Annotated in this window: 12 protein-coding genes and 1 riboswitch; of the genes, 3 read left to right on the top strand and 9 right to left on the bottom strand. The window is 55.9% G+C overall.

Going from position 1 to position 12,454, the window contains the following annotated elements:
• The first annotated feature begins 139 nt into the window (after positions 1-139).
• Positions 140-1,843, top strand: a complete 1,704-nt coding sequence (locus KNP84_RS02655; RefSeq protein WP_215114170.1) for a methyl-accepting chemotaxis protein — start codon at positions 140-142, stop codon at positions 1,841-1,843.
• Positions 1,844-1,882: 39 nt separating this feature from the next.
• On the opposite strand, the gene KNP84_RS02660 is transcribed toward KNP84_RS02655, so the two are convergent.
• The 3 genes from KNP84_RS02660 to KNP84_RS02670 all read right to left on the bottom strand — a co-directional run bounded on the left by KNP84_RS02660 (position 1,883) and on the right by KNP84_RS02670 (position 4,753).
• Positions 1,883-3,256, bottom strand: coding sequence for an alanine/glycine:cation symporter family protein (locus KNP84_RS02660; RefSeq protein WP_215114171.1), 1,374 nt, complete (start codon positions 3,254-3,256; stop codon positions 1,883-1,885).
• A gap of 231 nt (positions 3,257-3,487) precedes the next feature.
• Complete coding sequence (bcp, locus tag KNP84_RS02665; protein ID WP_021066484.1) at positions 3,488-3,925, bottom strand: thioredoxin-dependent thiol peroxidase; 438 nt, start codon at positions 3,923-3,925, stop codon at positions 3,488-3,490.
• 12 nt (positions 3,926-3,937) lie between these two features.
• Positions 3,938-4,753: a nuclear transport factor 2 family protein gene (locus KNP84_RS02670; protein WP_215114172.1), complete on the bottom strand. Its 816-nt coding sequence runs from the start codon at positions 4,751-4,753 to the stop codon at positions 3,938-3,940.
• A 171-nt stretch (positions 4,754-4,924) separates the two neighbouring features.
• Between KNP84_RS02670 and pruA the strand changes: the two genes are divergently transcribed.
• Together pruA and KNP84_RS02680 are read left to right on the top strand one after the other, a co-directional pair.
• The gene (gene pruA, locus KNP84_RS02675; RefSeq protein ID WP_021066482.1) at positions 4,925-6,469 is read left to right on the top strand and encodes an L-glutamate gamma-semialdehyde dehydrogenase; all 1,545 of its coding nucleotides are present in this window, start codon (positions 4,925-4,927) and stop codon (positions 6,467-6,469) included.
• A 54-nt stretch (positions 6,470-6,523) separates the two neighbouring features.
• Positions 6,524-6,892 (top strand): iron chaperone, encoded by a 369-nt coding sequence (locus KNP84_RS02680; RefSeq protein WP_215114173.1) that lies wholly within the window; start codon positions 6,524-6,526, stop codon positions 6,890-6,892.
• Between the two features lie 49 nt (positions 6,893-6,941).
• On the opposite strand, the gene KNP84_RS02685 is transcribed toward KNP84_RS02680, so the two are convergent.
• The 6 genes from KNP84_RS02685 to KNP84_RS02710 form a co-directional block, all read right to left on the bottom strand.
• The gene (locus KNP84_RS02685; protein WP_215114174.1) at positions 6,942-7,757 is read right to left on the bottom strand and encodes a ZIP family metal transporter; all 816 of its coding nucleotides are present in this window, start codon (positions 7,755-7,757) and stop codon (positions 6,942-6,944) included.
• Between the two features lie 94 nt (positions 7,758-7,851).
• Positions 7,852-8,316, bottom strand: coding sequence for a 6,7-dimethyl-8-ribityllumazine synthase (ribH, locus tag KNP84_RS02690; RefSeq protein ID WP_021066479.1), 465 nt, complete (start codon positions 8,314-8,316; stop codon positions 7,852-7,854).
• Entirely contained in the window at positions 8,313-9,497 is a 1,185-nt protein-coding gene (locus tag KNP84_RS02695; RefSeq protein ID WP_215114175.1) for a bifunctional 3,4-dihydroxy-2-butanone-4-phosphate synthase/GTP cyclohydrolase II, read from the bottom strand. Before KNP84_RS02695 ends, ribH begins: the two co-directional genes overlap by 4 nt.
• On the bottom strand, positions 9,497-10,138 hold the full coding sequence (ribE, locus tag KNP84_RS02700; protein WP_021066477.1) for a riboflavin synthase: 642 nt from the start codon (positions 10,136-10,138) through the stop codon (positions 9,497-9,499). The genes KNP84_RS02695 and ribE overlap by 1 nt, the downstream gene beginning before the upstream one ends.
• Entirely contained in the window at positions 10,119-11,198 is a 1,080-nt protein-coding gene (gene ribD / locus KNP84_RS02705; protein WP_215114176.1) for a bifunctional diaminohydroxyphosphoribosylaminopyrimidine deaminase/5-amino-6-(5-phosphoribosylamino)uracil reductase RibD, read from the bottom strand. Before ribD ends, ribE begins: the two co-directional genes overlap by 20 nt.
• 152 nt (positions 11,199-11,350) lie before the next feature.
• A riboswitch (FMN riboswitch) is annotated at positions 11,351-11,493 on the bottom strand.
• A gap of 95 nt (positions 11,494-11,588) precedes the next feature.
• Positions 11,589-12,401 carry an undecaprenyl-diphosphate phosphatase gene (locus KNP84_RS02710; protein ID WP_214826654.1) on the bottom strand — a complete coding sequence of 271 codons (813 nt, stop codon included), beginning with the start codon at positions 12,399-12,401 and terminating at the stop codon, positions 11,589-11,591.
• Positions 12,402-12,454: the final 53 nt, after the last annotated feature.

The following is a 12,454-nucleotide window of genomic DNA, read 5'->3' on the forward strand; positions in this document are numbered from 1 at the left end:
CTCACCAATCTTGATGTCTTTTTTGAAAACTTAGGGAATGTCCTCGTAATATTGACTCGTTTCCAAAAACGCCTATTCGGTCCGTCCCCTAATCTCATTATGCTTAGAAAGAAGCATTATTTTTTCGAGGGGGATTCCTATGTCAATCCGTAATAAACTGATCGTCGCGTTCACCGTCTTGCTCGTGTTGTTGCTCGGGGTGAGCGGCTACTCGTTTTATGCGTTGAATGCATCCAAGGCCGCCCAACAAGATATGACCGTCTCGTGGGTGCCAGGGATGGACCAAATCCATCAAGTCGACAAACAGTTGCTAGAGATTCGTCGCCATATGACCCGCCACGCCTTGGTCGAGGACGAGGTGATGAAGCAAAACATCGAGCGTGATTTGCAGACAGCCGTCACGATTCTCGAACAACAAATGACTGGATATGAGTCAACGATTATCACACAGGCCGATCAGGAATTGTTCGATCAAGCGACGACCCAATGGACGTCATTCCAGACGAACATCGATGAGTTGGTGCGCGTCTCGAACGAGGACGGGCAAGCCGCGGCCGACGCCTACTTCCGGGACACGGCGACACCAAGCGCTGACGCCTTGTCAAACACGCTTGGTCTGCTCGTCAACTTGAACCGCGATGAGATTCGGTCTGACACGGAATCCGGTGCGGCGCTATTCGAACAAGTCCAGCTCACACTCATGATCATCATGGCCGCTGCTGTCATCTTCACGGTGCTGATGATGGTATTCATCTTCCGCTCCATCTTTGAGCCATTAAATGAGTTCAAAGTGAAGATGCGGGAGCTGGCCACGAGCCAAGGCGATTTGACAACGGCCATCCCGGTGAAGCGCCGCGATGAGTTTTCAGGACTCGCCCGTGACTTCAACCAATTCCTTGCCAACCTTCGCCAATTGATTTTGCAAGTGAACGGTGTGTCTCACGGGGTGACCGCACAGTCAAGTCTCATGTATGATGAGTTGCGCGAGCTCGACACGTACATGACGACGACGGCCGCCACGACCGAGGACTTGACGGCCGGGATGCAACAGACGGCCGCGAGCGCCCAAGAGATGAACGCGTCGGCTTCTGACATGGAACGGACGCTTCACAACATCGTGACGATGGCCGCCGAGCGAAAAGCCGAGGCCGAGCAAGTCGATGCCCGCGCCGTCGCCTTGCGCGACCATGCCGTCGAGGCGAAAGCGTCCGCCCTCCACGTCCTCTCGTCGACGCGCGTCAACTTAGAGCAGGCGATGCAAGACGCCAAAGCCGTCCGGGAGATCGCGACGCTCACGAACGACATTTTAGACATCGCCGCCCAGACGAATCTACTTTCCTTGAACGCCTCGATTGAAGCCGCTCGGGCTGGCGAGGCGGGACGCGGGTTCGCCGTCGTCGCCGATGAAATTCGGAAACTCGCCGAGACGAGCCGGACGACCGTCGAACGGATTCAAGCCATCTCGACGACCGTGCTCCACTCCGTCGACCATTTGAACGACACGTCGAGCGAGATGCTCAGTTTCCTCGATACAAACGTGTTGAAAGACTATGACCAACTCGAAGAGGCGGCCGAGCATTACAGTGAGGACGCCGGCCGGTTCGAAGCGACCGCCTCAGAGTTTGCCGTCGCCGCTATTGAACTCGAGCAGTTGACGTCGAATATGATCGGGGTCATCCAAGACGTGGCTGTCACGGTCAACAACGGTGCGCTCGGCACACAGGAAATCGCCGAGAAAGTGACGATGTCTGTCGACCGCTTCAGCGAATTGAACCGCGTCACAGAAATATCCCAACAAAAGATGGACGAATTGAACGCATTGATCGGTCAATTCAAGGTATGAAAAAAGGAAGCGTCCTCGCGTGAGGATGCTTCCTTTTGGTTAAGCGGCTTGCCGCAGTTCTTTTTGCCGTTCGAGCTCGAAACGCTTCGTCTCGGCGACGACGATACCTGACAAGAATAAGAGACCAATCAAGTTCGGAATCGCCATCAGCCCGTTGAAGACATCAGAGATGGCCCAAATCAGATTCAAGTTCGTCGTCATCGCGCCGAGTCCGGCGACGACGATATACACCATCCGATATGGCACGATGGCTTTCTCCCCGAGCAAGTAATAGACCGACCGTTCCCCATAATAACACCAGCCGATCACCGTCGAGAAGGCGAAGAAGACGAGTGAAATCGTGACGATCAATTCCCCGATCGGACCGAGGAAATACGCGAAGGATGCTTGCGTCAACTCGATGCCTTGAAGACCACTCGTGTACTGACCGCTCATGACGATCGTCAATCCGGTAATCGAACAGACGATGAGCGTATCAATCAACACTTGCGTCATCGAGACGAGCGCTTGCCGTCCCGGGAAATCTGTCTTCGCGGCTGCTGCTGCGATTGGTGCCGAGCCGAGGCCAGCCTCGTTCGAGAATACGCCACGTGCGACCCCGTATCGAATCGCGGCACCGAGCGCCCCACCGCCGATGGCTTCCGCACTGAATGTGCTCGAGAAGATGGTCGCGAATGCCGACGGAATCAACTCGAAGTTCATGACGAGGATAACGAGTCCGCCCCCGACATAACCGATAATCATGACCGGTACGAACACACCGACGACTTTCCCGATTGATTTGACGCCACCAAGGATGACGAATCCTGTCAGCACCATGAGCACGATGCCCGTTACGAGCATCGGAATCCCGAATGACGTATTGAGCGCCATACTGATCGAGTTCGTCTGGACGCCGTTGCCGATACCGAACGCGGCGATCGCAGCGAACAAGGCGAACGTCATACCGAGCCACTTCTTCTTCAAACCGTGCTCCAAGTAATACATTGGTCCGCCGGCAATCTCGCCCCGTTCATCGACGACACGATATTTGACGGCGAGAATCGCCTCGGCGTACTTCGTCGCCATCCCGATGAAACCGGAGAGCCACATCCAGACGATGGCGCCCGGTCCCCCCAGGACGACCGCCGTCGCGACGCCGACCATGTTCCCGGTCCCGACCGTTGCCGCGAGCGCTGTCATGAGCGCCTGGAAGTGAGAGATGTCACCACGTTGCTTTTTCTGTTTCTCCGCTTCCGCTCCCGTTTTCTGTTTCGGGATGAACGCTTCTTTCAAACCGTATCCGAGCCGCGTCACTTGGATAAAGCCGAGCCGGAACGTCAAATAGACGCCCGTCCCAATCAATAGAATCAATAAGTGTGGCCCCCAGACGAGGTTGGATAAACTCGTCAGGACCGCTTCAAACTTTTCCATGCTACTCTGCCCCCTATGTAAATCTGGTGTTCACCATTCCTTCATATTTTTCAGAACATTCTCAACTTCGTCAAGTTGACAAGGCATTAATCCGGTCCGATGTCGTGTAATATTTTTGTAATATACCACTTTTGCGCTTTATCTTAACCTGATTCTGAATTTAGTATTTGAAATAAAATTGTAATGCGAGGCGCACAAAAAAACGGCCCCCGTTTTGGAAGCCGTCTCGTTTCATGTCGTGAGCGCCGCGACGACCTCGTCGACGTGCCCGTTCACTTTCACACTGCGCCATTCCTGTTCGATATAGCCGTCCTCGTTGATGAGGAACGTCGAACGGACGATGCCATAGTACTCTTTCCCGTAATTCTTTTTCAATTGCCAAACGCCGTATAGCTCCGACACCTCATGCGTGTCGTCAACGAGCAAATCGAACGGCAGCTCATGTTTGGCGATGAAGTTTTGGTGCTTCTTCTGGCTGTCGGCCGAGATGCCGAGGACGACGGCCCCGTTCAATCGCGGTGTCGCATCGCGGAAGTCACATGCCTCGGTCGTACAACCCGGTGTCGCGTCCTTCGGGTAGAAATAAAGCACGACTTTCTGGCCCCGGTAGTCCTCGAGCGAGATCATGTCCCCATTTTGGTTCGGTAATGTGAATGTCGGTGCTAACATGTTATTTCCTCCTTATCCGAACGACGGGTCGACGAGATTCTCGTCATAACCGTCGATCGCTTGTTCTAATTTTTGTTTGAGCGGTTCGAGCACTTCGAGATACTCGACCGGGTCTTCTGTTGCAGCGGCCTTTTTAAGTGCCGCCTCATTGTCGGTATACCACGTCCGGTACGCCTCGAAGTAGTCGGCCATCGTGTCTTGGTTCTCCGGCACGGTGAGCGTCTCGGCCATGAGCAAGAAGACGTTATTGTCGGCCTCGAGCGCGACGTAGTCGGTCTGGGCGTTCACTTGGTCATAAATCGGGCCAGCCTCGTCTTCCGGCACTTCGGCGAGACGGGCATTTGCTTCTGCATTCACGCCGTACTCGTTCGCCTCGATTCCCGTCAACATGTCGCCGACTTCTCCAATCACATCGGCCGGGATAAGAGCCGGGGTGACGACGAGTTTCCAGTCCTCCCCTTCTTTGATAGCGACTTTCGAGAGTCGGTTCGGCAGTTCATTGCCGTCCGCGTCCTCCATCTCATGGACGATGAACGCGACGTCCCCGTCCTCATTCACCCAGCTCTCGTACATATCGCCCGGCGTGAGGCCACGCATCTCGGCACCGGTCGCCGGGATGTCGGTCAACTCGCCCGCATAGTCGATGGCTTTGAGCGCCGCCGCATCCCCGTTTTCGAGCGCTTGTTGGTATGACGTATACAAGGTCTCGACCGCTTCCGGGAGCGGCGCTTTCGTCTCTTCGGCCGCCTCTTCCGTCGGCGTTTCGTCCGCCGTTCCGCATCCTGCGAGCAACACGGTCAGCACGAGCGGCATCATCCACTTGTTCATTCAATCATTCCCTTCGCAAGTCGTCCTGTACTCTCATCCTACCACGACTCGATTTCGAGCGAAAACGACACGCTTTTCTGGAAAATTGTTTCACTAGGATTTCACCACGATTTTAGATACAATACAGACGTAAGCGCTTCAATATACGATCACTTTTAAGGGGGAACGAGAATGATTCCATACAAACATGAACCATTCACAGACTTTACAAACAAAGAGAACGCCGCAGCCATCCAAGCGGCGATCGAGAAAGTCAACGGTGAGCTCGGAAAAGACTATCCGCTCGTAATCGGTGGGGAGAAAGTTACGACGGAAGGCAAAATCACGTCTTACAACCCGGCCAATAAAGAAGAAGTCATCGGTCACGTCTCGAAAGCGAACCAAGAGCTCGCTGAGCGTGCGATGCAAGAAGCGCTCACAGCGTTCGACTCATGGCGCCATGTCGATCCGGCCGTCCGTGCCGACGTCTTGTTCAAAGCGGCGAACATCGTCCGCAAGCGCAAGCACGAGTTCTCGGCTTACCTCGTCAAAGAGGCAGGCAAGCCGTGGAACGAAGCGGACGCGGATACAGCAGAAGCGATCGACTTCATGGAATACTATGCACGTCAAATGCTCGAGCTCAAACCAGGTAAAAAAGTCGAGAGCCGTCCGGGCGAATACAACCGCTATGACTACATCCCACTCGGGGTCGGGATCGTCATCAGCCCTTGGAACTTCCCGTTCGCAATCATGGCAGGGACGGCCGTCGCGGCTATCGTTGCCGGTAACACGATCCTCTTGAAACCAGCATCGACGACACCGATCGTCGCTGCGAAATTCGTCGAGGTCATGGAAGAAGCAGGCCTTCCGAAAGGCGTCCTCAACTTCATCCCAGGACCAGGCGCAGAAGTCGGTGACTATCTCGTCGACCATCCGAAGACACGCTTCATCAGTTTCACAGGTTCACGTGACGTGGGCTTACGCATCAACGAGCGTGCCTCTAAATTGAACGACGGCCAAATCTGGCTCAAACGCGTCATCGCAGAGATGGGCGGAAAAGATACGATCGTCGTCGACGAATCAGCGGACCTCGAACTCGCGGCCCAGTCAATCGTCAAATCGGCGTTCGGCTTCTCTGGTCAAAAATGTTCGGCTTGTTCTCGTGCCGTCATCGTCGACAGCGTGTATGACACGGTGCTCGACCGCGTCGTCGAATTGACGAACGAACTCTCGGTCGGCAACACGGAGCAAAACGAACACTTCATGGGACCGGTCATCGATGCGGCCGCGTTCAAAAAGATCACATCATACTTCGACGTCGCCAAAGAAGAAGGCAAAATCGTCGCCGGTGGTAAAGCCGACGACTCGACAGGCTACTTCATCGAGCCGACGGTCGTCGCTGACGTCGCGCCGAAAGCACGCCTCATGCAAGAAGAAATCTTTGGACCGATCGTCGCCTTCACGAAAGCGAAAGACTTCAAAGAAGCGATCGACATCGCCAACAACACGGAATACGGCTTGACGGGTGCTGTCCTCACGCGTGACCGCTCGAACCAAGAGTACGCGCGTCAGAACTTCCACGTCGGGAACTTGTATTTCAACCGTGGTTGCACAGGCGCCATCGTCGGCTATCAGCCGTTCGGCGGGTTCAACATGTCAGGTACAGACTCGAAAGCAGGCGGACCGGATTACATCCAGCTCCACATGCAAGCAAAAACGACGTCTGAGACGTTTTAATCCATCAGCCCGGCTCATCTGAGTCGGGCTTTCTTTCACCAAAGGAGGTTTCTCATGGAGACGTTTGACGATTTTTTAGCCACGATGGACGACCCGGAACACCGTGCCAAACTGGACGACATATTCGTGTGGGTCCGGGAGACATTCCCGCACCTCGAGGAACGCATCGCCTGGAATCAGCCGATGTTCACCGATCACGGGACGTTCATCATCGCCTTCAGTGTGGCCAAAGCACACTTTGCCGTCGCGCCGGAGGCCGTCCCGCTCGAGGTGTTCCAGAAGCGAATCCGGGAGGCGGGCTATACGCAGACGAAACAGCTGTTCCGTATCAAGTGGAGCCAAGCCGTCGACTACGATTTGCTTCGTGACATCATCGCGTTCAATATCGAGGATAAGGCCGGTCACACGTCGTTTTGGCGTTGATCTGAAAGAAGGAGCGATGACGCACATGTCACCGCTCCTTTTCTGTGGCTTATCCTAATGCCACGTCCAAAATCATCATGATGGTGAAGCCGAGCATCAACGCCATCGACGCCATATCTTTATGCCCATTCTCTTGCGATCCCGGGATCACTTCTTCGACGACGACAAAAATCATCGCCCCGGCGGCAAAGCTGAGTGCGAACGGCAAGAGCGGCTCCATAACAAGCACGGCCCAGACGCCAACCAGTGCGGCCGCCGGTTCGACCATACCCGATAACTGACCGTAGAAAAAACTTCTGCGCCGGGAGAGCCCGTCCCGTCTGAGCGGGAGCGATACGGCGGCACCTTCCGGAAAGTTTTGAATGCCGATACCGATGGCCAACGCGATGGCACCTGTCAGCGAGGCGGACGGGAAATCGGCCGCGACCGCCCCGAAGGCGACGCCGACGGCCAGTCCTTCCGGGATGTTATGCAGCGTGATCGCCAAGACGAGCAACGTGCTACGCTTCCGTCGTAGCGGACGAATCCCTTCCGCGTCTGCCATCGAAGACGTCGGATGCACGTGCGGAATCAGCTTGTCGACGACTGACAAAAACAGACCACCCACTAAAAAACCGACGGTGGCCGGAAACCAAGCCGGCATCGCGTCTTGTTCCGCCATTTCGATGGCCGGGGCGAGGAGTGACCAAAAACTGGCCGCTATCATGACACCGCCGGCAAACCCGAGCATGCTGTCCATCAACCGCTCGTTAATCGACTTCGTCATGAAGACGATGGCCGCCCCGAGCGCGGTCATCCCCCACGTGAACATCGTCCCGAGCAACGCCTGCATGGCCGGGCTCAGTTGAGCCACCCATTCCCACATCACCATCGTCTCCTTCCACCCTATCCTTTTCCCGGGACGCATGCGTCGCTAACGACAAAAAAAGAGGAGAGCTGGTTCGCTCTCCCCCGTCCAATTAAAACGCGCGCATCAAGTTCGCCATCTCGATGGCCGATGTTGCCGCTTCCCACCCTTTGTTCCCGGCTTTCGTTCCAGCTCGCTCGATTGCTTGCTCAATTGTCTCGGTCGTCAAGACACCGAAAATGACCGGTACTTCTGACTGATAACTCGCCTGGGCGATGCCTTTCGCCGCCTCGTTACAGACGTAATCGAAGTGTGGTGTCGCCCCACGGATGACGGCCCCGAGTGTGATGACGGCATCATATTTCTTGCTCATCGCCATCTTCTTCGCGACAAGTGGGAGTTCGAACGCCCCAGGGACGAACGCGATTTCGACGTCGTCTTGTTCGACGCCGTGGCGCTTCAACGCATCCTTCGCCCCGTCGAGCAAGCGCATCGTGATGAGATCGTTGAACCGTCCGACGACGATTCCGACTTTCAAGCCTTTTCCGACCAAGTTTCCTTCAAATGTATGCATCATGATTCTTCTCCTCCAAAGTGGTTCATTTTTTGTTGTTTCGTCATTCGGTACTTCTCGTTCGCCGCATGGGCGCCGACGAGAATCGGGACACGTTCGATGACCGTGATTCCGCACGCTTCTAACGCATCGACTTTTTCCGGGTTGTTCGTCATGAGCCGGACGTTCGTGACGCCGAGGTCACGAAGCATGGCCGCGCTGACCCGGTAATCGCGCAAGTCGGCATGAAGTCCGAGCGCAACGTTCGCCTCGACCGTATCAAGCCCTTGTTCTTGTAGTTCGTACGCCTTCAATTTATTGAGCAGCCCGATGCCGCGCCCTTCTTGTCTCATATACAAGATGACACCGCCTTCGGCTTCCACTTTCGCCATCGCTGTGTCCAGTTGTGGCCCGCAATCGCAACGATGGGACCCGAAGACGTCACCGGTCAGACATTCGGAATGGACCCGGACGAGCGGTGCGTGTTCGAGCTCACCTTTGACGAGCGCGACGTGTTCTTCCCGGTCGAGGACGTTCCGATAACCGATCAATCGGAAGTCCCCTTTCACCGAGGGGAGCGAGACGTCCGCCTCTCGTTCGACGAGGTCCGTCTCCATATAGCGAACTAATTCCTCAATCGTGATGAATTTTAAATCATGCGCTTGTGCGACACGTTCAAGGTCCGGCACCCGGGCCATCTCGCCGTCCGGACGGATAATCTCACAGATGACGGCGACCGGTTCACTTCCGGCAAGTCGCGCCAAATCGACCGACGCTTCCGTATGCCCGCGCCGGACCGAGACGCCACCTTTTTTGGCGATGAGCGGGAAGATATGACCGGGACGTTGGAAATCGGCCGGACGGGCGTTGATGTTCGCGAGTTCGCGCACCGTATGGGCCCGTTCGCTCGCCGAGATGCCTGTCGTCGAATCGACGTGGTCGACACTGACCGTGAACGCCGTCCCGTGCGGATCGGTGCTGTTCGCGACCATCGGCTGCAAGTCGAGCCGGACGGACACTTCTTCAGCGAGAGAAGCGCAGACGAGTCCTTTCCCTTCCGTGATGAGGAAGTTCATCGTCTCCGCTGTCATTTTGTCCGCGAGCACGACGAAGTCTCCTTCGTTCTCCCGGTCCTCGTCATCGACAACGATGATGGGGCGTCCCATCTTTAAATCTTCGACTGCTTCTTTGATTGTATGGAACATTACCATCCCGCCTTCCCATATCCTTGTGACGCGAGCGATTCAAGCGTCATCGGTTTTTGACTTACGAGTTTTTCCATATATTTAGCCAACATGTCACATTCCAAATTGACCGTATCCCCGGCCTGCTTCATCCCGAGCACCGTCTCACTGTACGTATGCGGGATGAGCGACAACGTGAATCCACGTTCCGTGACGTCAAACACCGTCAAACTCGTCCCGTCGACCGAAATCGAACCTTTCGGGACGATATAACGGAGGAGCGATGGCTCACAGCTGATGTCGACATAGACAGCGTTGGCGAGCGACCGTTTTTTAACGATGCGCCCGACACCGTCGACGTGACCCGAGACGAAGTGACCGCCGAAACGTCCGTTCGCAGGCATCGCCCGCTCCAAGTTGACGCTCGTACCGGGGCGGACCCCGTCGAGACTCGACGCCTTGAGCGTCTCCGGCATGACATCGACCGAGAAACTGTCACGGTCGAACGTCGTCACGGTGAGACAGATGCCGTTGACGGAGATGCTGTCACCGAGCTTCACGTCCTCGAGGACGACCTGTCCGGCGAGCGTGAGCCGCAGGGATGGCCCGTTCCGTTTCACTGCCTTCACACTACCGATTTCTTCAACGATTCCCGTGAACATCGGACTCCCCCTTTCGCATGATGAGCTTGATGTCGGTGCCGACCGTCTCGACCGCTTGCACGTCATACCGCTCGATTGCATCGAGCGGCCCGTCATGATGCGAGCGGTAGAAACCGCCCTTGCCGCCGAACACGCGTGGCGACTGATACATGACCCACTCGTCGACGAACTGTCCGTCCAAGAGTGAAGTGACGAGTGTCGGTCCCGCTTCGACGAGCAGGCGACCGATGCCGCGTACGTAGACGTCTTGTAGCACAGCGTCGAGCGACGTGTAATCGGCGAGCTCAACGCCGCGTTGTGTGAACGCGTCCCGCTTCACTCGATCGTCGGACGTCGTGTAGAGCAATACCGGCACATCGTTCGCCGTCCGGACGAGCTGACTCGAGAGCGGCGTGCGCAACTCACGATCGAGCACGACCCGGAGCGGTTGCGTCGTCTCGCGGTCGAGCCGGACGGTGAGGGCCGGATCATCGGCGAGCACGGTGCCGACACCGGTCAAGATCGCATCGACCGTCGACCGCAGTTCATGGACGTCCCGTCTCGCTTCGGTCCCGGTCACCCACTTGCTGTCACCGGTATCGAGTGCGACTTTGCCGTCAAGACTCGTCGCGGTCTTCAAGATAACGTACGGCCGTCTCGTCTCGAGCGAACGCAAGAACGCCACGTTGAGCGCTCGTGCCTCACGCTCGAGCAGTCCGACCTCGACATCAATCCCGGCCGCTTTCAACCGAGCGATGCCCTGTCCCGCCACGAGCGGGTTCGGATCGCTCATCGCGATGACGACCCGCTTGACGCCCGACTCCACGACTAAATCGGCACACGGCGGTGTCTTGCCATGATGCGAGCACGGTTCGAGCGTGACGTACATTGTCGCGCCATAGGCGGCGGCCCCGGCCATGCGGATGGCGTGCACTTCGGCGTGCGCTTCCCCCGCCTTCAAGTGGGCGCCGAACCCGACGATCCGACCGTCCTTGACGATGACGGCTCCGACACGCGGATTGACGCCGGTCGATGAGGCGGATTTGGCCAATTGGATGGCTTGTTGCATGTACTGTTGCATAATCTCCCTCCTTGTTTCGTACAAACAAAAAGACCTCAAGGAATGATCCTCAAGGTCTCGGTGGGAGTCGTTCATCGTCATTTGGGCAAGCCAAATAAGCGTTTTCTTTACAGAAAAACGTACGACGAACTACAGGTCGCATGGACCTGTCATGTTTCCTTCTCCCATCCAGACTATACTGTCGGCTCTAGAATCGCACTAGATCCACCGTTCGCACACGTGCGCCCGGGTCACGGACTTAAGGCTCGCGCCCATCACCGCCGGTTGGGACTTTCACCCGACCCCGAAGGAATATTTGTTTGTACGTTTCCACTTTAGCGCAAAAATAAATGGATGGCAAAACGAAATGCGCAAAAAAAAGCGCCGCTCGTATGAGCAGCGCCTTGTAAATCAAGCCAAGAATAAAACGACGAGGAGTCCGACGACCCAGCAATAGAACGAGAAGTATTTGAGCTCGCCTTTCGCCATGATGTGTTGGAACCATTTGAGCGAGATGGCCGTGAGTGCATACGAGGCGATGAACGCCAAGATGAGCGGTCCGAACAAATCACGTGTTTCTGGATTCGTGAACAACTCCGGTCCATCTAAAATCGTCACCCCGAGACTGATCGGGATGAAAAGGAAGAACGAGAAGCGAAGCGCCGACTCTTGCTTGATGCCGAGCAACATCGCCATGACGATTGTCGCCCCGGAACGACTGATGCCCGGGATGAGCGCGACCGCTTGGGCGAGACCGATCAAGATGGCGTCGCGGAGCGTGATGCCGCCGTCTCCTTTATTCCCTCGCATATTCCGGATGAACCAGAGCGCGACCCCGGTCAGGATAAGCGTATAACCGACCGTGGCGACGCCGCTGAGCTTCTCGCCAATCCAATCGCCGAACAGGACGCCGAGCACACCGGCTGGGACCGTGGCGACGAGCAAGAGACCAATGAACTTGACGTCGACCATCGTCTCGTCACTGCGGTCCTTTTTAAACAAGAACGTCCACAGACTGACGACGAGACGGACGACGTCCTGCCGATAAATCGTCAACACCGCGAGCAGTGAAGCAAAGTTCACGAAAATCTCGAAGGAGAGCCCCGGTAACTCGATATCAAACAGCTCTTGGAAAATGACCAAATGACCGCTTGATGAGATTGGAATCGGCTCGGTGAACCCTTGAATCAAGCCGAGTAGGAGATAAAATAACCATATTGTCATATCGTAATATCCTCTTTTCTTATTTACATCAATTCCATTATTTTAGCAGACCG

The organism is Exiguobacterium sp. s70 (assembly GCF_018618315.1).
Classification (GTDB): Bacteria; Bacillota; Bacilli; order Exiguobacteriales; family Exiguobacteriaceae; genus Exiguobacterium; species Exiguobacterium chiriqhucha.

Excerpts from the sequence above, each read along its gene's own strand:
- KNP84_RS02655 (WP_215114170.1), top strand. The coding sequence starts at position 140 with ATGTCAATCCGTAATAAACTGATCGTCGCGTTCACCGTCTTGCTCGTG.
- KNP84_RS02660 (WP_215114171.1), bottom strand. The coding sequence starts at position 3,256 with ATGGAAAAGTTTGAAGCGGTCCTGACGAGTTTATCCAACCTCGTCTGG.
- bcp (WP_021066484.1), bottom strand. The coding sequence starts at position 3,925 with ATGTTAGCACCGACATTCACATTACCGAACCAAAATGGGGACATGATC.
- KNP84_RS02670 (WP_215114172.1), bottom strand. The coding sequence starts at position 4,753 with ATGAACAAGTGGATGATGCCGCTCGTGCTGACCGTGTTGCTCGCAGGA.
- pruA (WP_021066482.1), top strand. The coding sequence starts at position 4,925 with ATGATTCCATACAAACATGAACCATTCACAGACTTTACAAACAAAGAG.
- KNP84_RS02680 (WP_215114173.1), top strand. The coding sequence starts at position 6,524 with ATGGAGACGTTTGACGATTTTTTAGCCACGATGGACGACCCGGAACAC.
- KNP84_RS02685 (WP_215114174.1), bottom strand. The coding sequence starts at position 7,757 with ATGTGGGAATGGGTGGCTCAACTGAGCCCGGCCATGCAGGCGTTGCTC.
- ribH (WP_021066479.1), bottom strand. The coding sequence starts at position 8,316 with ATGATGCATACATTTGAAGGAAACTTGGTCGGAAAAGGCTTGAAAGTC.
- KNP84_RS02695 (WP_215114175.1), bottom strand. The coding sequence starts at position 9,497 with ATGTTCCATACAATCAAAGAAGCAGTCGAAGATTTAAAGATGGGACGC.
- ribE (WP_021066477.1), bottom strand. The coding sequence starts at position 10,138 with ATGTTCACGGGAATCGTTGAAGAAATCGGTAGTGTGAAGGCAGTGAAA.
- ribD (WP_215114176.1), bottom strand. The coding sequence starts at position 11,198 with ATGCAACAGTACATGCAACAAGCCATCCAATTGGCCAAATCCGCCTCA.
- KNP84_RS02710 (WP_214826654.1), bottom strand. The coding sequence starts at position 12,401 with ATGACAATATGGTTATTTTATCTCCTACTCGGCTTGATTCAAGGGTTC.